This is a genomic window from Allobosea sp. 10N428, assembly GCF_056394545.1.
In genome coordinates this window covers 234425-255619 of sequence record NZ_JBFTIC010000006.1, presented here as the reverse complement: position 1 = coordinate 255619, position 21195 = coordinate 234425, and the positions used below count along the sequence as shown (strand labels likewise).

Below are 21195 nucleotides of genomic sequence, written 5' to 3'. Positions count from 1 at the left end.
CCGATCACGCAGCTTTGCACCGCCCGGAGGGGCGCGCGATGCCGCAACGTCGTGCGATCTCAAGCTTCCGCCCTTGGAAGCAGCCGGGAAAACACCCACATCCAGAGCCGAATTCACTTGCCGTTTCGCTGCCGATTGGACGAAACGCACGCTGGACCCTGCCCGCGCACGCGTCTAAACACGCGGTCGCATTTCGAGAATACCGGGCTTCCGACCCAGGCGCGAAAGAGGTCCGCGCCGGCCGGGGGCTCAAGCATCACCTGAAAGGCCCAACATGCTTGGCGCGCTCGCAAAGAAACTCTTCGGCTCGTCGAATGACCGCCGCGTCAAGGGCTACCAGCCCCGCGTCGCCGCGATCAACGCCCTCGAGAACGAGATCGCCGCGCTGAGTGACGAGGCGCTGAAGGCGCGCACCGACGAGTTCAGGCAGCAGCTTGCCAATGGCGCCAAGCTCGACGACCTGCTCGTGCCGGCTTTCGCCACCGTTCGGGAGGCGGCCAAGCGCGTGCTCGGCCAGCGCCCCTACGACGTCCAGCTCGTCGGCGGCATGGTGCTGCACGAGGGCGCCATCGCCGAGATGAAGACCGGCGAAGGCAAGACGCTGGTCGCGACCCTGCCGACCTATCTCAATGCGCTCGAAGGCAAGGGCGTCCACGTCGTCACCGTCAATGACTACCTCGCCCGGCGCGACGCCGAGTGGATGGCGAAGCTCTACAACTTCCTCGGACTCACGGTCGGCATCATCGTGCACGGCCTCGACGACGAGGAGCGCCAGCGGGCCTATGCCTGCGACATCACCTATGGCACGAACAACGAATTCGGCTTCGACTATCTCCGCGACAACATGAAGTACGACGTCGCGCAGATGAGCCAGCGCGGCCACCACTTCGCCATCGTCGACGAGGTCGACTCGATCCTGGTCGACGAAGCGCGCACGCCGCTGATCATTTCCGGCCCGCTCGACGACAAGTCCGAACTCTATGTCGCGATCGACAAGGTGCTGCCGGGCCTCGTCGCCGGCGATTACGAGGTCGACGAGAAGCAGCGGACGGTGGCACTGACCGAGGCCGGCAACGATCATATCGAGGAGCTGCTGCGCGAGGCCGAGATCTTGAAGGAGGGCGATCTCTACGACGCCCATAACGTCACGCTGGTCCACCACGTCAACCAGGCGTTGCGCGCGCATTCGCTCTTCACCCGGGACAAGGACTACATCGTCCGCAATGACGAGGTGGTCATCATCGACGAGTTCACCGGCCGCATGATGCCGGGGCGGCGCTATTCGGAAGGTCTGCACCAGGCGCTCGAAGCCAAGGAACAGGTCACCGTCCAGCCCGAGAACGCGACGCTGGCCTCGATCACCTTCCAGAACTATTTCCGGCTCTACGGCAAGCTCGCGGGCATGACCGGCACGGCGGCGACCGAGGCCGACGAGTTCTTCCAGATCTACAAGCTCGAGGTCGTCGAGATTCCAACCAACGTCCCGATCGCCCGCAAGGACGAGGACGACGAGGTCTACCGCACCTTCGAGGAGAAGGTCCGCGCCATCATCCGCGAGATCCAGGCGGCGCAGGCCAACGGCCAGCCGATCCTGGTCGGCACCACCTCGATCGAGCGCTCCGAGCTCGTCGCCGGCATGCTGGAGAAGGCGGGCTACAAGCTGCTCGACTTCACCGACCCGACAGCGCTGGAGCCGGTCTACCAGGCGGCGCGCGAGGGCAAGACGACAAAGGCCTTCGCCGTTCTGAACGCCCGCTTCCACGAGCAGGAGGCCTATATCGTCGCGCAGGCCGGCGTGCCTGGCGCGATCACCATCGCCACCAACATGGCCGGCCGCGGCACCGACATCCAGCTCGGCGGCAATGCCGATATGCGGATCAATCACGACCTTGCCGGCATCGAGCCGGGCCCGGAGCGCGACGCCAAGGCGGCAGCGATCCGCGCCGAGGTGGCCGATTTCAAGCAGCGCGTCCTGAAGTCCGGCGGTCTCTACATCGTCGGCACCGAGCGCCATGAGAGCCGGCGCATCGACAACCAGCTGCGCGGCCGCGCCGGCCGCCAGGGCGACCCCGGCCGCTCGAAGTTCTTCCTGTCGCTGCAGGACGATCTGATGCGCATCTTCGGCTCCGACCGGATGGACGGCATGCTGACGAAGCTCGGCCTCAAGGAGGACGAGGCGATCGTCCACCCCTGGATCAACAAGGCGGTCGAGAAGGCGCAGGGCAAGGTCGAGGCGCGCAACTTCGACATCCGCAAGAACATCCTGAAGTACGACGACGTCATGAACGACCAGCGCAAGGTGGTCTTCGAGCAGCGCCGCGACTTCATGCGCCAGGCCAGCGTGCGCGAGACGATCGACGACATGCGCCACGGCGTGGTCGAGGATGTCGTCGCCCGTCACATCCCGGAAGACGCCTATCCCGAGCAGTGGGACACTGCCGGCCTCAAGCAGGAGGTGATCCAGTCCCTCAACCTCGACCTGCCGGTCGAGGATTGGGCCAAGGAAGAGGGCATCGCCGACAGCGAGATCCGCGAGCGCATCCGCAAGCTCGCCGACGAGGATTATGCCGGCCGCATCGAGCGCAACACCGACGAGGTCATGACCTATGTCGAGAAGCAGGTGCTGCTGCAGTCGCTCGACCATCTCTGGCGCGAGCATCTGGTCACGCTCGACCATCTCAGGCAGGTCATCGGCTGGCGCGGCCTCGCCCAGCGCGACCCGCTGCAGGAATACAAGCAGGAAGCCTTCGAGCTGTTCGACGGGCTGATCGGCCAGCTGCGCCAGCAGGTCACCGGCCATCTCTCGCGCGTCGAGGTCCGCTTCGAGCAGCCGGAAGATCAGCAGGCTCAGCAATTCGCGCAGGACGGTGCCGGGTCGGGCTTCGGCGGCGGCGACTACGGGGGCGGCGGCGTGCAGTTCGCCGCGGTCGATGCCGATACGGAGGTTCTGGACCGCAACCCGGCCGATCCGGCGACCTGGGGCAAGGTCGGCCGCAATGAGCCCTGCCCCTGCGGTTCCGGCAAGAAGTTCAAGCACTGCCACGGCCAGTTCGTCTGAGGCAGCTTTTCCCGCTGACGATCCCCGCGCCCGGCCCTGTGCCGGGCGCAATGCGTTTCAGGGCCGCTTGCGACGTTTCGTGGCGACATTTGCCGCCGATCAGAGCGAGGAGCCGATCTCCTGCTGTCTCGCCGAGCGGGGCCGCGTGCCGAGCCATGCCGGGCGTGCGAAAAGAAAAGCCAGCGGCGTGCCCCTGACCAGCCGGTGCAGCAGCAGCGGCACGGCAACTGAGATCGCGGTCAGCAGCAGCGCGGCGACGCCGGGGTCGAGCGGGATGCCGGAGCGCAGCAGCACGGCCCGCCCGATTACCATCGGCAGGAAGAAGGCGAGATAGATCGGTAAGGAGTTGCGTCCGCAATAGTCGAGCCAGGGCAGCTGCCCGGCCAGCAGCACCGCGCTGAGCAGGATCCCGGCCACTCCGGCGATGCCCAGGAGCAGGTGCACGCCCGGCGCCGCATTCTGGACGTCGTGGCCGAGAAAGGGCGTAGCGAGCGCGCTGAGGGCGAACCAGCCGGCCCAGATCGCGAAGGTCTTGCGGGGATGGTCAGCGGCCCTGTCCGCGGCGGCGCGGATTTGCGCCGAGAACACGGCTCCGGCCAGGAAGAAGACGAAATAGGCGGTGAACTGGTCGGGCACCATCCAGCCGGTGCTCAGCGGGGCGAGCGCCAGCAGCGCGGCCGCGATCAGCGCCGCATGGCGCCAGCGCCAGACGGCCTTGGCAACGGCGAAAAACACGGTGAGCAGATAGATGAACCAGAGCACGCCGAAGGGATCGACGAGACCGAGCGCATAATCCTGCGCGAAACCGGAGAAGCCTGCCTCGCCCCAGGGCGGAAAGCGCATGAGCGCGTTGATGGAGAACCAGAGCAGGTAGAAGTAACTCAGCGGCACGATCTTCCGGTCGAGGAAGGCGTTCCAGCCGAGCCCGACGAGACGTGGCACGAACAGGCCCGAGAGCAGGAACAGGCCGGGCATGCGGAACTGCTTCGCCCAGGCGATCAGCGGGTCGATCCAGCTCTCCTGCCCCGTGGCGCCTTCGAGCCCGCCGGCCACATGCATCAGCACGACCAGGATGATGCAGATGCCCTTGCCCGTATCGACCCAGCCGATGCGGCTGGCCGGGCGATGGGGCGTTGCAGTCGTGTCAGCCATGATGCCGGTTCCTCCAAGCGGAGCTTGGCACGGCCGGATTAGCGGGGGGTTAGCATCGCTGCCGGACAGGATCGGGTGCCGTTAAGCTTCCAGCAAGGGTGGCGAGCAGCCTTGTGAGGGGCAGACACGGCTTGGATGGCCCGGCCGCTTCGAGCCGACAATCCGGCCGGGATTGTGCTCACTGCTCCTTCTCATAGGCGGCATATTGCTCGGCCGACATGCCCGGAAGCTTTTGCACGAAGGCGACGACGGCCCGCAGGTCCTCGTCGCTATGGGATTCGGCGAAGGCCGGCATCCCCGTCATCCGAACGCCGTTCTTGACGATCCAGAAGATCTCGGCAGCGCTCCAGCGCTGGATCGTGTCAGGCAGGAATGGTGGCTCTGGATTGAGGCCCTTGCCGATATCGACCGGGTCTTTCCCGGGGCCGCCATGGCAATAAACGCAGGTCTCGTTGTAGAGGCGGAACCCGCGGGCCATGTCGGTGGACGGTGCCGGCGCGGGCACGCTGGCCGCCTGGCGAGCCACCGATTGGCGCATGGCGGTCTTCAGCAGGAAGAAAACCGGAGCGCTGTGTGGCTCGCGGGCGGCGATATTGACGAAGCCGCCGAAGACGACGGCGAGGCCGGCGATGGCCAGGAGGATGAAGGCTGAGACGAAACCGGCGATGAATCGCATGGCGCCCTCCCGCGCGGGATGCGGCCCGGCTGTCGCTTCGTCGCCGGGCGACCGTTATGCTGCGGCTGATCGATGCTACCTGAATGATGGAGGGGCGAACAGCGCCTGCCGGCCGAGGCTGGCTTCATCGTTGTCAGAATTGTCCCGCGACTGGCTTTCACCGTCCGGGGCGGGCAGATTGCGCTCCTCAACTAACGAAAGGCATTCCCGAACATATCTGTCTGACGAGCCGGCGCACCAATGCCCGGCTGCATATAGGCCGGCCCGTCCGCCCTTTTGCTGGGAACGGTATCTTGCGTGACGCAACCGACTGGCCCGAGAAGGATGAGCACCACGGCGACACAAAGTTTCAGCACGGCGAACTCCATCGTTACATTTCGGAACCAGCGCCAGGCGCCTTCTTCGGAGCGCTCCGCATTTCTCCTATTATTCGTACGCCTTGAAGCTGGAAAGCTGTCCCTTGGGACGATCTGCGACAGGAGATCGAATTTCGCTGTCGCATGATGGCAGGCGCGCAACGGTGACAATCGAGAGCAGACATGACCGAGGTCCGGTTTGAGTCGGGAGCTGCCATGCTGTTGGCGTAGCGACTGGCCTGCGATAACGCTCGGATCATCCTGCCACCGGCGACTGCCCCTCATGAACGATGCCTCTGTATCTGCCTCCGTCGTCTCCGCACGGAGCCTTGGGGCCGCGCTTTTGCTCGCGGTCATGTGGGGCTTGTCGATCCCGATCACGAAGTTGGGCCTGTTGACCTTGCCGCCGCTCGTTCTTACCGGGCTGCGGTTCCTGATTGCGATACCGCTGATGTTTCTTCTCGTAGTCGGGAAGCAGCGATTGCCTTTGAAGGCTTTACCTCGCGTAGCGGCGCTGGGAATTCTTGGCATTGGCATCGGCCAAGTCGCACAAACATTCGGCGTAGCCGGTACATCTGCTTCGGTGGGCACGACGATCTCGGCGGCTATCCCGGCTTTCGTCGTCATCTTCGCGGCCCTGCGGTTGCGGCAACCGGTGACGATCGTGCAGGCGCTCGGCATTGCCGCGGCCTTCATCGGCATCGGTTTTGTCGCTTGGGGGCGCGGTGACGCTTCCTCGGCCGCGACGCAAACGAGCCTGTCCGGTGCCGCGCTCGTACTGCTTTCAGCGCTGACGATCGCCTTCTACTATGTCTGGAGTGTCGAACTGTCGGAGCGGCACGGCACAGTTGTCGTCGCTGCGTGGAGCACGCTGTTCGGCTTCCTCGCACTCTCGCCTTGGACGATCTGGGAATTGATAGAAGTGCCGTTCCAGTTGACGGTCGTCGGAGTGTCGTCCGCTCTCTATCTCGGCGTCATGGTCACGGTTGCCGGGCTCTTCCTCTGGCTACATCTGCTACGCACGCTTCCTGCCCGGATTGCCGCCAGCATCCAATATCTCCAGCCGATCATCGGCGTGGCTGCCGCCGCCCTGATCTTCGGGGACCGGCTGGGACCGCTCTTCATCGTCGGTGTCGTCCTCGTGCTCGCGGGGTTGACGCTCACGGTGGCGACGAAGCGGAAGGGGCAGCTGTCCGCTTAGGGTCGAAAGCGGACTCCCACTGTGCGACCATGGCGGTGGTTTTCGTACGAACTTATCCTCGCCCTCACAATCCATGCCTATGCTCGGCCCACCTCATCCCCGAGGGGCGGCCATCCGGAGGTATGCCAGGGGCGGGAGGAGGTTCGGCGCCTGCGGGTGGAGTTACGATCCACTCCCGGGAGGCTTCGGGGCACCGCCCTGGGGGTACTACGGCCCCTGTGCGAGGAGCTCGCTGGAAGGTTGGGGCAACCAGGGTCTGGCGCGGAACGGATGACAAGGCGATGAGCCGAACTGATCCGCGAGGCGCCGGGCACGAGTGCCCCAGCCGTATAAGCGCGGCCCGGAGTCAGAAATCGCCGATGAGCGGAGCGCCACGGGGCGTGCGGAAGGTGGCTCGATCCTTCCGCGCCGCATCCTGGCTCAATGGAAGCGGCCCGATACCCACGCGCCTCGCGGCGCTCCGCTGCCCCTCAGATTGAAACGACCGCGCGCGAGCACGGGCGGGTGAAGACCTATGGGCGGGAGGCGCTGCCGTCATGGTCGGGCCTGTCCCGACCATCCACGTCTTAGAACCGGACTGCCGATCGACGCGCGCAAGACATGGATGCTCGCCACGAGGGCGAGCATGACGGTGGTGTTCCGTTCGATGGCGCAGGCCGGCCAGCGGAAGGCAGCGTTTGGCTGCCAGCCCTCCTTGCATCCGCTCGCGGCAACCGCCAGTTTGGGCGCTGTCACGGGCAGGGCCGGCGCCGACAGCGCCGCGAGGGGTATGGGATGGATCTGTCGGGCTACAATATCGCAGTCGTCGTCGTCGTGGCGCTGGTCATCCTGACGATCGCGCGCGGCGTCCGCACCGTTCCGCAGGGCTACAATTACACCGTCGAGCGCTTCGGCCGCTATTCGCGCACGCTGAGCGCGGGGCTGGGCCTGATCGTGCCCTATATCGACCGTATCGGCCATAAGGTGAATGTCATGGAGCAGGTGCTCGACATTCCCTCGCAGGAGGCGATCACCAAGGACAATGCCGGCGTGCGCATCGACGCCGTCGCCTTCTTCCAGGTGCTCGACGCGGCAAAAGCCAGCTACGAGGTCGCCGCGCTCCACGATGCGCTGATGCTCCTGACCATGACCAATATCCGCACCGTCGTCGGCTCGATGGACCTCGACCAGCTCCTCTCCCACCGCGACGAGATCAATGAGCGGCTGCTGCGCGTCATGGACGCCGCCGCTTCGCCCTGGGGCGTCAAGGTCACGCGCATCGAGATCCGCGACATCCTGCCGCCGGCCGACATCGCCGGCGCGATGAACCGGCAAATGAAGGCCGAGCGCGAGAAGCGCGCCACCGTGCTGGAGGCCGAGGGGCAGAGGCAGTCCGAGATCCTCAAGGCCGAGGGCCAGAAGCAGGCGCAGATCCTCGCCGCCGAGGGCCGCAAGGAAGCGGCGCTGCGCGACGCCGAGGCGCGCGAAAGGCTGGCCCAGGCGGAGGCGACCGCGACCGCCATGGTTTCGGAGGCGATCAGCCGCGGCGACATCCAGGCCGCCAATTTCCTCATCGCCGAGCGCTATACCGATGCGCTGAAGGCGATCGCCAGCAGCAACAACAGCAAGGTGGTGATCGTGCCGATCGAGGCCGCAGCGCTCGCCGGCACGGTCGGTGGCATCGCCCAGCTCACCAAGGCCGTGTTCGGCGAGGAGGCGGTGGCGCAGCGCCGCGGCTCGGGTTCGGTGCCGGCCGCGAGCCGGACGGGCGGCTGAGGCGGCCATGCCGGAGTGGCTGATGAACCATAGCGGCTGGCTTTGGGCGATCCTCGGCCTGCTGCTGATCGGCGGCGAGATGCTGGCGCCCGGCGTCTTCCTGATCTGGCTCGGCCTTGCCGCGCTCGTCACCGGTGCTCTCGCCGGCCTCACCGGCATGGGCTGGCAGGCGGCGATGCTGGTCTTCGCTGTGCTCGCCGTCATCTGCGTCCTCGCCGGACGTCTGCTGACCCGCCGCCGGAGCGAGGAGCCGGATGCCGCGACCGGCCTCAACGACCGTGGCCGCCAGCTGATCGGCAAGGTGTTCCGGCTGGAGGCGACGATGACCGCCGGCGAGGGCCGTATCCGCGTCGGCGATTCGTCCTGGCGGATCATCGGGCCGGAGCTGCTGGCAGGGACGGAGATCAAGGTCGTGCGCGTTGAGGGCTCCACGCTGGTCGTGGAGAAGGCATGAGGTTTTTGCATCCGATGCGGGGTTTTTCGCGTCGGCGTTGCGTCTAAGGCGTTGGCCTCGCGCGCCACGAGGACTATAGCAACCGCTCCCTCACGAGCGCAGCAGCCATGACCAGCCTCAGCGAACGCCTTTCCCTTCCGAAGGACCGCATCAAGGTCCTGCTGCTGGAAGGTATCAACGATTCCGCCGTCGAACTGCTGCAGCAGGCCGGCTACTCCAATCTGGAGCGGCTGCCCAAGGCGCTCGATCGCGAGGCGCTGCTCAAGGCGATCCAGGGCGTGCATGTGCTCGGCATCCGCTCGCGCACGCAACTGACTCCGGAGGTCTTCGCCGCTGCCGACCGGCTCTTCGCCGTCGGTTGCTTCTCGGTCGGCACCAATCAGGTCGATCTGGAGGCGGCGCGCCAGCAAGGCGTGCCGGTGTTCAATGCGCCGTTCTCCAACACCCGCAGCGTCGCGGAGCTGACCATCGGCGAGATCGTGATGCTGCTCCGGCGCATTCCGGACCGCTCGCGTTCGGCGCATGATGGCGGCTGGGACAAGTCGGCCAACGGCTCGTTCGAGGTGCGCGGCAAGACGCTCGGAATCATCGGCTACGGCAATATCGGCAGCCAGCTCTCGACGCTGGCCGAGGCGATGGGCATGCGCGTGATCTACTACGATCACACCGACCGCCTGCGCCATGGCAACACCGAGCCGACGAAGAGCCTGAACGCCCTGCTCGGCGCCGCCGACATCGTTTCGCTGCATGTGCCGGAGACGCCGCAGACCGCCGGCATGATGGGCGCCGCCCAGGTCGCCAAGATGAAGCAGGGCGCCTACCTCATCAACAACTCGCGTGGCACCGTCGTTGATCTCGACGCGGTCGCGGCGGCGCTGAAGAGCGGTCATCTTGCGGGGGCTGCGGTCGATGTCTTCCCGGTCGAACCCGCCTCCAACGCGGAACGCTTCGTCTCGCCGCTGCAAGGCTGCGCTAACGTGATCCTGACGCCGCATATCGGCGGCTCGACCGAGGAGGCGCAGGAGCGTATCGGCGCAGAGGTCGCACGCAAACTTGTCGACTATTCCGATGTCGGCTCGACGGTCGGCGCGGTGAACTTTCCGCAGGTGCAGATCCCTGTGCGCGCTGTGGGCACGCGCTTCATCCATGTCCAGAGAAACGTGCCGGGCATGCTGCGGCGCCTCAACGACGTCTTCGCGAACCGGCAGGTCAACATCGCCGCGCAGAATTACCATACCGACGGCGAGGTCGGTTATGTCGTCATTGAGGCCGACAAGGTCTCGATCACCGAGGCGCGCGACATCCTGCGCGAGATTCGTGCCCTCGACGGCACGATCCGCGCCCGGCTGCTCTATCAGCGCGACTGACACGCCGGGGAAGGCATTTCAGTCGCGGCCGCCCGGCTTGGTCGGCGTTTCCAAGGCGACAGGGTCACTGGCGGGGAAGGTGTCCTTCAATGCCTGGTTGAGATCGGCGTCCTTGCCGTGCTTGCGCTCAGCCTTGCGCTGTTCCTTCTGCTCCTTGCGCAGGCTTTCCTTGGCCGGATTGGCGGTCGTGGTCATGGTCGCTCCTTCGGCGTGGGTGGCTTTGCAAATCAACTCCGCAGGGCGAGGGGCGTTCCGCCATAACGTCAGCGCAGGCGCGCCATGACGAGCCGCGCCTGCCTCTGGACCAGGGCGCGCAGCCTTCCCATCTGGTGAAGCTCAGCCTTCCCGCCGGCACTTCGTCCGGCGCCAGCCAGCAGGGGCCGTCATGGTCGCGATCTCCGTCCTCGATCTCGTTCCAGTCGTCGAAGGGGAGGGGCCGCGCCAGGCGCTGCTCAAGTCGATCGATCTGGCGCGCCATGCCGAGAAGCTCGGCTACACCCGCTACTGGGTGGCGGAGCACCACAATATGGTCGGCATCGCCAGCGCGGCGACCTCGGTCGTGATCGGCCAGCTCGCGGCGGCGACCAGCACGATGCGCATCGGCGCCGGCGGCATCATGCTGCCGAACCACGCTCCGCTCGTGATCGCCGAGCAGTTCGGCACGCTGGAAGCGCTCTTCCCCGGGCGCATCGATCTCGGTCTCGGCCGGGCGCCCGGCACCGACCAGCTCACGCTCAGGGCGCTGCGCCGCAGCCCGATGTCATCAGACAGCTTCCCTCAGGACGTACTGGAACTGCAGGCGCTGTTCGCGCCGGCCGGTCCCAACCAGGCGATCCGCGCCGTGCCGGGGGAGGGGCTGAACGTGCCGCTGTGGATCCTCGGTTCCAGCCTCTTCGGCGCGCAGCTCGCGGCGGAGCTTGGCCTGCCCTACAGCTTCGCCTCGCATTTCGCGCCCGATGCGCTGTTGCAGGCGCTCGCGGTCTATCGCGAACGCTTCAAGCCTTCCGAGCAGCTTGCAACGTCCTATGCGATGCCGGGCATCAATGTCGTCGCCGCCGAGACCGACGAGGAGGCGCGCCATCTCGCGACCTCCCTGCAGCAGCGTTTCGTCGGAATGGTCCGCGGCGCGCGTGGCAAGCTCCAGCCACCGATCGACGATATCGAGCAGTACTGGTCACCGGCGGAGAAGGCGCATGTCTCGCAGATGCTGCGTTATGCCTTCATCGGCTCGCCGGAGACGCTGAAGCGTTCGCTCGGCGCCTTCATCCGTGAGACCGGCGCCGATGAGATCATGATCACCGCGCCGATCTTCGACCACGAGAAGCGCAAGCGCTCCTTCGAGCTGGTGGCGGGAATCGCGGCTGATCTCCGCGCGGCGCGGAGCGCAGCCTGAGAGCGGAAAATCTGCCGGATGGTCCGTCATGTTGCGCAACATGACGGCCGCGGCAGCTATTGCAATAGAAAATCATTTGCAATAATAATGCAAATGAGAGTGATTATCATATAGGTGAATTTGCAAAATCACCCGTTCGCGGTATCTCCGTGACATGATCGAAGTGGACCGGCGCGTCGCCGTTTTCGAAAACCAGCTCAAGGGGGCCGGGCTGCGCATGACGCAGCAGCGGCGGTTGATCCTGCGCGTGTTGGCGGAGGCGGATGATCACCCCGATGCGAAAGGCATCTTCACGCGCGCCTTCGCCCTCGATCCGACACTCTCGCTCTCGACAGTCTATCGCACGATGAAGGTGCTGGAGTCGCAAGGGGCGATCGAACGCCACGCCTTCGAGGACGGCGTCTCGCGTTATGAGCATGCCGGCCAGGAACATCACGACCATCTGATCGACATCGATTCCGGCGAGGTGATCGAATTCTCCTCGGACGCGATCGAGGAGCTGCAGCGTCGTATCGCTGCCGAGCTCGGCTATGAGCTCGTCCGGCATCGGCTGGAGCTCTATGGTCGCAAGATGCCGCCGGCCAAGACGCCGGCGCAGCGTAAGAGCCGCAAGCAGAGCTGACGCGCTCCGGCCTGGGCCGATGCTTCAGCCGTCGATGACGTCGTCGTATTCGCGATGCTTCGCGATCCAGCCCTTGAGGAACTCGCAGCGGACCACGGCCTTGCGTCCGCTCGCGCGGAGCAGCTCGAAGACGCCTTTCGCCAGGCGCGAGCCGACGCCCTGCCCGGCGAACTGCTCGGGCACCTCGGTATGAACAAGCACCACCCGATCGCCGTCCAGCCTGTAGGCAACGAGGGCCGTGCCGCCATCGAGCGCCAGTTCGAATCGGTTCTGTTCGGGTCTCTCGACGACGTCCATGGTCGGCTCCTTCAGATCAGCCTTGCGCGTCCGAACGCCAGGGGTAGCTCCAGGTTTCGGTCAGGGCCTTGCCGCCGCTCTTGAGGAAGGCGCGCATCTCGGCGAGCTGGCCGGGCTCGACCACGACATCGATGAAGGCGCGGAAGCCCTTGGTCTTCTGGTTCGGCACGATGAAGGCGCGATCGATGCGGCCATAGGCGATCGAGGGCACGATCTCGACCTTTTCCGGCTGCTTGACGTGATAGTCGAGGTCGCCGCCGGCGAAGTCGACGATGAAGCGGCGGGCGCCCTCCGTCACCGGCTCGCCCGAACCCAGCGCCTTCGGTTTGGCCTGGTAAGTGTTGATCACCCGCCCGCCCGGATGCAGATCGCTGGAGTCAAGCATGGCGGTGAGCTTGTAGGCGAAAGAGAATTCCTTGCCGGGTTCGAGCGGCGTCTTCGGCGCCCAGAGCGCAACGACATTGTCGTTGGTCTCGTCCGAGGTCGCCATCTCGATCAGCTCGACGACGCCCTCGCCCCAGTCGCCCTGTGGCTCGATCCAGTAGGACGGGCGCAGCTCATAGGCGAGGTCGAGATCCTGATAGTGCTCGAAGGTGCGGTCGCGCTGCATCAGGCCGAAGCCGCGGACATTGCGCTCGACGAAGGAAGAGACGGCCTGCTGCTTGGGATTGCGCAGCGGGCGCCAGATCCACTCACCGCTGCCGGAATGGATCATCAGCCCGTCTGAATCATGCAGCTCGCTGCGGAAATCGTCGAAGAAGCGGCGGTCGTTCTCCCCCGTGAAGAACATCGAGGTCAGCGGCGCAAGGCCGAGCTTCTCGATCGGGACGCGCGGATAGAGTGTCGCCGCAACATCGATCACCGTGTCGAGATCGGGATAGATGGTGAAGCGGAAGGCGCCGGTCACCGAGGGGGAGTCGAGCAGCGTGTGGATGATGACGCGCTCGGCATCGGCCGTGGGTTGCTCGATCCAGAACTCGCGGAAGACCGGGAATTCCTCGTTTGCCGTGCCGGCGCCGATCGAAAGCCCGCGTGCCGAGAGGCCGTAGCGCTGGCCGCGGCCGAGCACGCGAAAATAGCTCGCTCCAATGAAGGAGATCAGCTCGTCGAAGACGCGGGGGTCGTTGAGAGGATAGTGCAGCCGGAAGCCGGCGAAGCCGAGATTGACAGGCAGCGGCTTGTCGAACTTGACCTTGCCGTAATCGAACAGGTTGGCGGCATAGGGCACAGGGGTCGGCACGCCGTCGCGGACTACGTTCACCGTGACCGGCCGGGTGAACAGGAAGCCCGGATGGAACATCTGCATGCGGAAGGGCGAGCCGTTCTGAGCGAGCAATGCCCGCTCGGGCCGGAAGCGGATGTCGCGCCAGGCATCGTAGTCGAGCTTCGCCAGCGCCTCGGGCAGGCTCGCGCTCGGCTCATAGGCGACGGCGGCGATCTCGCGCGCCCGGCGCTGCACGTCCTCGAAGCTGAAGCGCGGCTGCGGCGCCGCGCTCTGAGGCGGCGGCGGCTGGGGCTGGCCTTGCGGCGGTGTCTGAGGCCGCGGCTGCTGCGCCAGAAGGACGGAGGGCGCTGCCGAAAGGCAGAGCGCGGCTGAGAGTCCCCCCAAAACCCGGCGGCGATCTGTCATGGTCATGCGTGGTCCGTATTCCCCGTCGCGGCTGTCCGCGAAATTGAGCAGCAGCCGAGACTTAAGGCCATCAAATGGGGCCGGTCTAGGGCATCCGCCATTGACAGGAGATGAAGATATCGCAACCTTCGCGACCGGCCGGATGCGGCCAGCCGCTCGCGCCCCGAAGGGGCAAGGTGAACGCATCCAGATGAAGTCCCTGTCCTGATCCCGATCGACTCGTGGACGGATATCGGCAAGGCGAGCCCCGATCACTCCCGTCCGCAGCGAGAAGGATCACGACGATGCGTAGCTTCCGCGATGCGAAGCAGATGGCGAAGAGCCTGCGCGAGACCATGGCCGCGAGGCAGGTGACGCTCTCCCATTCCGAAACCCTCGAAATCGTGGCGCGCCAGTTCGGCTATGACGACTGGAACGTGCTGGCGGCGAAGATCGGGGACACCGCGCCCGATGCGCCGGCTGCGGCGACCGACGGGGCCGTACGTCTGCAGATGGGGATTCCGGTCCTCAGGATCTTCGACGAGGCCAAGGCGAAGGAGTTCTACCTCGACTTCCTCGGCTTCACGATGGACTGGGACCATCGTTTCGGACCGAACATGCCGCTTTATATGCAGGTGTCGCGCTCCGGCCTGCAGCTCCATCTCTCCGAGCATCACGGCGACGCCAGCCCCGGATCGACCGTCTTCGTCTGGATGGTGGGGATCCATGCCCTCCATGCCGAGCTGATCGGCAAGCGCTATACCTATTCGAAGCCGGGCATCGAGGAGGATGGGCCGGGCGGGCGCACCCTGCAGGTGCCGGACCCCTTCGGCAACCGAATCCGGTTCTGCGAAAAGCGTGGCTGACGCGTTCGACGAATGATCGGTGCCGAAGCGCGCACCGCACCGCCATGCTCGCCCTTCTGGCGAGCATCCACGTCTTGAACCCGGTGTTCGACCAGCGAAGACGTGGATGGTCTGGACAAGCCCGACCATGACCGGAGGGACGTGTTCATAGACTCCGTGCTTCTCTCTCAGCGAAGCCCGGAGCGCACGGCATGAATTCCGCATCGACATGGCACATGCTAACCCATAGCCGGCGAAGAGCTTTTTGCCGTTAATCCGTTCCCGAATGGGCTCGGATCGACCCTGCAAAAAAATGCGGCTCAGGGTGCACAAAACACTTGTGGTCCGGGGCCGGCATCCGTATATCGCGTTCACCCAATTCGCACGTGCCTGTGGCCGCGTGCTGGTCGGTGGGCATCCGGACAAGAGGCCGGACAGCCGCCAGGGGTTGGAAGACGGATGGAGGGGATGGACATCCCTCAAATCACGCTTCCCGTTTCTCGCAAGAGAGGCGTTCCCCGACACAGACCAGCAGCCGGAGGCAAAACCGGCGAACCCCGAATCTCCACGGGGGACGCAGCTTAAAGCAACGACGGAGCGGGCTTTTTTGGTCTCGCCGGCTTTCCACAGGCCGGCACCGAAGAGGCTTGTCCTTCATTGCCGGCCGTGCGGGGTCTTCCCCAATCGAACGGTGTTTCGGGTCCGGACGTTTCGTCCGTTGTCGAAGGCGTCTCCACAGCGCCTTGCGATGACAGCGATTCATTCGGCGATACATCGCATCGACGCCGCTTGCGTCGTAGGGGAGTCGCGTCTCATGACCGACCGCATCCGTGAGTTTCTTCGCACCCGACGTGAGGACGGGCCCTGTGTCGTCATCGACACCGATGTCGTGCGCGAGAACTATCATGCCTTCGCCCGCGCGCTGCCCGACACCCGCGTCTTCTACGCGGTGAAGGCTAATCCGGCGGCGGAAGTGCTCGCCCTGCTGGCCAAGCTCGGCTCCTGCTTCGATTGCGCTTCGGTCGTCGAGATCGAGCTCGCGCTCGCTGCCGGCGCCACCGCCGACCGCATCTCCTTCGGCAACACCATCAAGAAGGAGCGCGACGTCGTGCGCGCCATGGAGCTCGGCGTGCGTCTTTTCGCCGTCGACTGCACGGCCGAGGTCGAGAAGGTCGCTCGTTCTGCCGAGAAGACCGGCACGACGGACGCGCGCATCTTCTGCCGTATCCTCTGCGACGGCGCGGGCGCCGACTGGCCGCTCTCGCGCAAGTTCGGCTGCGTGCCCGAAATGGCCGCGGACGTGCTCGAGCACGGCCATCGCCTCGGCCTGCTGGCCTATGGCATCTCGTTCCATGTCGGCTCGCAGCAGGCGAATGTGAACGCCTGGGATTCCGCCCTGGCCTCGGCCTCGGCGATCTTTAAGGAGTGCGCCACCCGCGGCATCTCGCTGTCGATGGTCAACCTGGGCGGCGGCTTCCCGGCGCGCTACCTGAAGCCGATTCCGGGCGTGCCGTCCTATGGCGACGCGATCTTCCGGGCGCTGTCGAAGCATTTCGGCAACCAGCTGCCCGAGACGATCATCGAGCCGGGCCGCGGCATGGTCGGCGAAGCCGGCCTGATCGAGGCCGAGGTCGTGCTGATCTCGAAGAAGGCCGAGTCGGACGAGGTCCGCTGGGTCTATCTCGACATCGGCAAGTTCAATGGTCTCGCCGAGACCATGGACGAGGCGATCCGCTACCCCATCCGCACGACGCGCGACGGCGATGCGACCGTCCCGTGCGTGCTCGCCGGCCCGACCTGCGACTCTGTCGACGTCATGTACGAGAAGACCCCGTACATGCTGCCCTTCTCGCTGGAGATCGGCGACAAGGTGCTGATCGAAGGCACGGGAGCCTATACGACGACCTATGCGTCCGTCGCCTTCAACGGCTTCCCGCCGCTGAAGCAGTACGTCATCTGACGGAAAGTACGGGGCGGCTTCCGCCGCCCCCATGCCAATCGGGTCCGGCGAAGCGCCCTGCCGCATGGCAGGCTGTCCGACGCCAGTCGGGTGGAGCGTTCGTATCTCCAGAACGGAGATGCGGGCGTGGCTCCCGCCGGATCCCCTTCCACACAATCCATCCGCTTGTGGCCGCGCTCGCGCGGCGCCGGGAAGGTCTGCGTGAGCGCAGGCGCTCCGGCAGGAGGTGCGTCATGATCACGATCCGCGACGAGATCGCCAACGACATTCCCGCCCGCGAGGCGCTGCTCGACCGGTGCCTGGGCGAGCGCCGCACCGCCAAGTCCAGCGAGCGCCTGCGCGAGGGCCGTCTGCCGGCGGAGGGGCTTGCCCTGACCGCCGAGCGTGACGGCGAGCTGCTGGCGACGGTCCGCCTCTGGCATGTGGAAGCCGATGGCGTGCCGGCGCTGCTGCTCGGCCCGCTCGCGGTCAAGCCGGAACTCCAAGGCGAGGGGCTCGGCAAGGCGATGATGCGCGAGGCGCTCTGGCGTGCGGCCTGCCGCGGGCATGGCGCGGTCATCCTCGTCGGCGACGCGCCCTATTACGCACGGTTCGGCTTCGATGCGGCGTTGACCCGCGACCTAGCCATGCCCGGCCCGGTCGAGCGCGAGCGCTTCCTCGCCATCGAATTGCGCGAGGGCGCGCTCGACGGTGCAAGCGGCGTGCTCGTAGCCGGCGGTGCCATGATCCCAGCGGCCGTGGAAGCGGACGAGGTGGCGCAGGCCGCCTGACGCTTCACATCCATCGTCATCGCGCCGTCATCGCCCGGCGCTTTCCATGCGCTCACCCGCATGGAAGGCGTTCCGGCGATTGACGGCGCGATTTTGCGCCCATACGACCCTTTCGACCTTTTTTGCCCCCAGAACCCAGGAGTTACAGAGAATGACGAATTGGCCCGTCTACGGCGAGATCACCGGCCCGATCGTGATGATCGGCTTCGGCTCGATCGGCCGCGGTACGCTGCCGCTGCTCGAACGGCACTTCAAGTTCGACAAGAGCCGCTTCGTCGTCATTGCTCCCGATGATTCCAATCGCCACCTGCTCGACGAGCGCGGCATCCGCTTCATCCAGGAAGCGCTGACGCCGGCTAATTACAAGGAGATCCTGGAGCCGCTGCTGACCGCCGGCGGCGGGCAGGGCTTCTGCGTGAACCTGTCCTGCGATACCGGCTCGCGCGATCTGATGGAACTCGCCTCCAGCCTCGGTGCGCTCTATATCGATACGGTCAACGAGCCCTGGCTCGGCTTCTATTTCGACGAGAGCAAGGGCCCGGCCGAGCGCTCGAACTACGCGCTGCGCGAGATGACGCTCGCCGCCAAGCGGGCGCGCCCGGCGGGCAGCCCGACGGCCGTCTCCTGCTGCGGCGCCAATCCCGGCATGGTCTCCTCGCTGGTGAAGCGGGCACTGACGAACCTTGCCGCCGATATGCGTCTCAATGCGACGCAGCCGAACACCCGTGAGGAATGGGCGGCGCTGATGCAGCGCGTCGGCGTCAAGGGCATCCATATCGCCGAGCGCGATACGCAGCGTTCGAAGAACCCCAAGCCGCCGGGCGTCTTCGTCAACACCTGGTCGGTCGAGGGCTTCATCGCGGAAGCCGTGCAGCCCGCAGAACTCGGCTGGGGCACCCACGAGAAGTGGATGCCGGCGAATGCGCATGGCCACGAGACAGGCTCGCAGGCGGCGATCTATCTGATGCAGGCCGGGGCCGAGACCAAGGTCCGCAGCTGGTGCCCGACGCCGGGCGCGCAGTATGGCTTCCTGGTCACGCATAACGAGTCGATTTCGATCGCGGACTATTTCACTGTGCGCGACGAGACCGGCAAGGCCATCTTCCGGCCGACCTGCCATTACGCCTACCACCCGGCGAACGATGCCGTGCTCTCGCTGCACGAGATGTTCGGCAATGCCGGCCGCCCGCAGGAGGAGCAGCACATCCTCGAGGAGAACGAGGTTGTCGACGGCATCGACGAGCTCGGCGTGCTGCTCTACGGCCATGAGAAGGGCGCCTACTGGTTCGGCTCGCAGCTCTCGACCGAGGAGGCGCGTTCGCTCGCGCCCTACCAGACCGCGACCGGTCTGCAGGTGACCTCTTCCGTGCTCGCCGGCATGGTCTGGGCGCTGGAGAATCCGCGCGCCGGGATCGTCGAGGTCGAAGAGCTCGACTTCAACCGCTGCCTCGAGATCCAACGACCCTATCTCGGGCCGGTGAACGGCTATTACACCGACTGGACCCCGCTCGATGGCCGTCCGGGGCTGTTCCCGGAGGATATCGACGAGAGCGATCCTTGGCAGTTCAGGAACATCCTGGTTCGCTGACGACCAGAACGGGCGCTACGGCGCCCGTTTCACTGTGACGCCGGCGAGCAACGCCGCGCCTGCCAGGAAGAAGACGATCAGGACGGCAAGCCCAGCCCGCTGACTGGCGAAGACGCTCGTCGCCATTGCGACCAGCGTCGGGCCCATGAAGGACGTGACCTTGCCCGACAGGGCGAAGAGCCCGAAGAACTCGCCGATGCGGCCGGGCGGCGCGAGCCGCGCCATCAGGCTGCGGGAAGCCGCCTGCAACGGGCCGGCGACGAGGCCGATCAGCAGGCCGAGACCGAGATAGACCCGCTCCGGCAGCGAAGCGTAGAGCCCGTCGCCGGGAGCGTGCGGGGTGGCCGGGATCACGAACAGGATATGGTCGGCACTCAGCGAGAGGATGCCCAGGCAGGCAAAGAGCAGGCAGGCGATCGCCCCCAGAATAACCGGCTTGCCTCCGATGGCGTCGTCGAGCTTGCCGCCGAGCCAGGCGCCGAGCGTGCCGGTGAGGGTGAGCAGAATGCCGAAGACGCCGAGCTCGATGGTCTGCCAGCCGAAGACGCCGGCCGCATAGATTCCGCCGAAGGCGAAGAGCGCGACCAGCGCATCCTGGTAGATCATGTTGGCGAGCAGGAAGCGGCCGAGCGAGGGCAGCTTCGGCAGCTCGGCCAGTGTCGCCTTCAGCCGCCCGACGCCACCGCTGGCCGCCTCGGCGAGGCTCAGGCCCGTCTTGCGCGAATCCGGGGTGAGCAGGAACATCGGCGTGACGAAGATGACGAACCATAGCGCCGTGAGCGGGCCGGAGAAGCGGTCGCCCTCGCGCGCGGCCGCGTCCAGCCCGAAGATCGGCGCGATGCCTGCCAGCGTCTTGCCGGTATGCGGATCGGCCGCAAGCAGCCCGAGCGTGATCGCGAGCGACAAGAGCCCGCCGAGATAGCCTACGGCCCAGCCTGTGCCGGAGAGCCAGCCCAGCCGCTCCGGCGGCACGAGCCGCGTCATCATCGCGTTGTTGAAGGTCGTCGCGAACTCGGCGCCGATCGTCGCGATGACGAAACCGGCGAGTGCGATCGTCACCGCGAAGGCCGAGCCCGGCACCGCGAACCAGAGCATCGCCGAGCCGATCACCAGCAGCGCCCCGAAAGCCGCGATCCAGGGCTTGCGCGGCCCTGTCCGGTCGGCGATGCCGCCGAGCAGGGGCGAGAGCAGAGCAATGCAAAGGCCCGCTAGCCCGGTCGCATAGCCCCACAGCGCCTGCCCCTCCGCCGGATCGCTCGTCAGCACTGAGGCGAAGAACGGCGCGAAGACGAAGGTGGTGATCAGCGTGAAGAAAGGTTGCGCCGACCAGTCGAAGAAGATCCACGCCACGACCGCGCGGCGCGGCGGCCAGACTGTCGGCGGAGCTTCGGCAGGTGGCGTGGCGACGGTCACTGCAGGGTGGTGTCCGGGTCGCTGCCGCCGCGGGCCAGCTCGATCTCGGTGATCGCGACCAGCACCTCCGCCCGATCCTTCAGCGTCCGCGCCTCGAGAAGGGCCTGTTTCTCGCGCGGCCCGAACGGGCACATCATCGAGAGCGCGTTGACGAGAGCCTCATTGGGAGCCTCGTTGACGCCCTTCCAGTCGATCTTGAGGTCGTTCGCCTTGGCGAAGTCTTTGAGCGCCTTGAGCAGGCCCTTGCGATCGACCTCCTCCTCGCCGGTGCGGGCGACGAAATCCGCGGCGAAGGGCTCGTAATCGACGCGTGCCTGCCGGTAGGGGGTTGTGACCGACAATTCATCCAGCAGCCGGAACCGGCTGATCCCGGTCAGGGTGATGATGTAGCGCCCGTCGCCGGTTTCCGCGAGCTGAGTGATCCGGCCGAGGCAGCCGACCTTGAGCAGAGGAGGGATTTCCGGCTGGCGGCCAACCTCTGGCTCGGGCTGAATCATGCCGATGACGCGCTCGCTCTTCAGTGCGTCGTCGATCATGGCAAGATAGCGCGGTTCGAAGACGTTGAGAGGCATCTGGCCGCGCGGCAGGAGCAGCGCGCCGCTCAAGGGGAAGAGCGGGATCACCTCAGGGCAATCCCCGGCCCCCTCATAGACGGCGTTTATGCCCATGTGCGGTTCCG

At 66.0% G+C, this 21195-nt stretch carries 18 protein-coding genes; 11 read left to right on the top strand and 7 right to left on the bottom strand.

Going from position 1 to position 21195, the window contains the following annotated elements; translation table 11 throughout:
* Positions 1-274 precede the first annotated feature (274 nt).
* Positions 275-3058 (top strand): preprotein translocase subunit SecA, encoded by a 2784-nt coding sequence (secA, locus tag AC1DDA_RS19555; protein WP_476797010.1) that lies wholly within the window; start codon positions 275-277, stop codon positions 3056-3058.
* Between the two features lie 99 nt (positions 3059-3157).
* Here the strand turns inward: secA and AC1DDA_RS19550 are convergent, their stop codons facing one another.
* Both AC1DDA_RS19550 and AC1DDA_RS19545 read right to left on the bottom strand, forming a co-directional pair.
* Positions 3158-4210, bottom strand: a complete 1053-nt coding sequence (locus AC1DDA_RS19550; RefSeq protein ID WP_476797009.1) for an acyltransferase family protein — start codon at positions 4208-4210, stop codon at positions 3158-3160.
* Between the two features lie 178 nt (positions 4211-4388).
* Positions 4389-4886, bottom strand: coding sequence for a c-type cytochrome (locus AC1DDA_RS19545; protein ID WP_476797008.1), 498 nt, complete (start codon positions 4884-4886; stop codon positions 4389-4391).
* A 555-nt stretch (positions 4887-5441) separates the two neighbouring features.
* Between AC1DDA_RS19545 and AC1DDA_RS19540 the strand changes: the two genes are divergently transcribed.
* From AC1DDA_RS19540 to serA, 4 genes are all read left to right on the top strand, one after another.
* On the top strand, positions 5442-6443 hold the full coding sequence (locus AC1DDA_RS19540; protein WP_476797007.1) for a DMT family transporter: 1002 nt from the start codon (positions 5442-5444) through the stop codon (positions 6441-6443).
* A 774-nt stretch (positions 6444-7217) separates the two neighbouring features.
* Positions 7218-8198, top strand: coding sequence for an SPFH domain-containing protein (locus AC1DDA_RS19535; protein WP_476779558.1), 981 nt, complete (start codon positions 7218-7220; stop codon positions 8196-8198).
* Between the two features lie 7 nt (positions 8199-8205).
* Positions 8206-8652, top strand: a complete 447-nt coding sequence (locus AC1DDA_RS19530; RefSeq protein WP_476797006.1) for an NfeD family protein — start codon at positions 8206-8208, stop codon at positions 8650-8652.
* 107 nt (positions 8653-8759) lie between these two features.
* Positions 8760-10019, top strand: coding sequence for a phosphoglycerate dehydrogenase (gene serA / locus AC1DDA_RS19525; RefSeq protein ID WP_476797005.1), 1260 nt, complete (start codon positions 8760-8762; stop codon positions 10017-10019).
* 18 nt (positions 10020-10037) lie between these two features.
* Here the strand turns inward: serA and AC1DDA_RS19520 are convergent, their stop codons facing one another.
* A complete protein-coding gene (locus tag AC1DDA_RS19520; protein ID WP_476779556.1) occupies positions 10038-10214 on the bottom strand; it encodes a hypothetical protein in 177 nt (58 codons plus the stop codon).
* A 190-nt stretch (positions 10215-10404) separates the two neighbouring features.
* Between AC1DDA_RS19520 and AC1DDA_RS19515 the strand changes: the two genes are divergently transcribed.
* Together AC1DDA_RS19515 and AC1DDA_RS19510 are read left to right on the top strand one after the other, a co-directional pair.
* Positions 10405-11412 (top strand): LLM class flavin-dependent oxidoreductase, encoded by a 1008-nt coding sequence (locus tag AC1DDA_RS19515; protein ID WP_476797004.1) that lies wholly within the window; start codon positions 10405-10407, stop codon positions 11410-11412.
* 154 nt (positions 11413-11566) lie between these two features.
* The gene (locus AC1DDA_RS19510; protein WP_441511649.1) at positions 11567-12034 is read left to right on the top strand and encodes a Fur family transcriptional regulator; all 468 of its coding nucleotides are present in this window, start codon (positions 11567-11569) and stop codon (positions 12032-12034) included.
* Positions 12035-12058: 24 nt separating this feature from the next.
* Here the strand turns inward: AC1DDA_RS19510 and AC1DDA_RS19505 are convergent, their stop codons facing one another.
* Together AC1DDA_RS19505 and AC1DDA_RS19500 are read right to left on the bottom strand one after the other, a co-directional pair.
* Positions 12059-12331 (bottom strand): GNAT family N-acetyltransferase, encoded by a 273-nt coding sequence (locus tag AC1DDA_RS19505; RefSeq protein WP_476779553.1) that lies wholly within the window; start codon positions 12329-12331, stop codon positions 12059-12061.
* Between the two features lie 16 nt (positions 12332-12347).
* Complete coding sequence (locus AC1DDA_RS19500; protein ID WP_476797003.1) at positions 12348-13967, bottom strand: OpgD/OpgG family glucan biosynthesis protein; 1620 nt, start codon at positions 13965-13967, stop codon at positions 12348-12350.
* A gap of 278 nt (positions 13968-14245) precedes the next feature.
* Between AC1DDA_RS19500 and AC1DDA_RS19495 the strand changes: the two genes are divergently transcribed.
* The 4 genes from AC1DDA_RS19495 (at position 14246) to AC1DDA_RS19480 (ending at position 19103) form a co-directional block, all read left to right on the top strand.
* Entirely contained in the window at positions 14246-14806 is a 561-nt protein-coding gene (locus tag AC1DDA_RS19495; RefSeq protein WP_441511652.1) for a glyoxalase superfamily protein, read from the top strand.
* 793 nt (positions 14807-15599) lie between these two features.
* Positions 15600-16745 (top strand): type III PLP-dependent enzyme, encoded by a 1146-nt coding sequence (locus AC1DDA_RS19490; RefSeq protein WP_441511653.1) that lies wholly within the window; start codon positions 15600-15602, stop codon positions 16743-16745.
* 233 nt (positions 16746-16978) lie between these two features.
* Positions 16979-17515 carry a GNAT family N-acetyltransferase gene (locus tag AC1DDA_RS19485; protein ID WP_476797002.1) on the top strand — a complete coding sequence of 179 codons (537 nt, stop codon included), beginning with the start codon at positions 16979-16981 and terminating at the stop codon, positions 17513-17515.
* Positions 17516-17666: 151 nt separating this feature from the next.
* Positions 17667-19103 (top strand): homospermidine synthase, encoded by a 1437-nt coding sequence (locus AC1DDA_RS19480; protein ID WP_476797001.1) that lies wholly within the window; start codon positions 17667-17669, stop codon positions 19101-19103.
* A 15-nt stretch (positions 19104-19118) separates the two neighbouring features.
* Here AC1DDA_RS19480 and AC1DDA_RS19475 read toward each other — a convergent pair whose 3' ends face one another.
* Positions 19119-20516: an MFS transporter gene (locus tag AC1DDA_RS19475; protein ID WP_476797000.1), complete on the bottom strand. Its 1398-nt coding sequence runs from the start codon at positions 20514-20516 to the stop codon at positions 19119-19121.
* Positions 20513-21184: an LON peptidase substrate-binding domain-containing protein gene (locus tag AC1DDA_RS19470; protein WP_441511657.1), complete on the bottom strand. Its 672-nt coding sequence runs from the start codon at positions 21182-21184 to the stop codon at positions 20513-20515. Before AC1DDA_RS19470 ends, AC1DDA_RS19475 begins: the two co-directional genes overlap by 4 nt.
* Between the last annotated feature and the right edge of the window lie 11 nt (positions 21185-21195).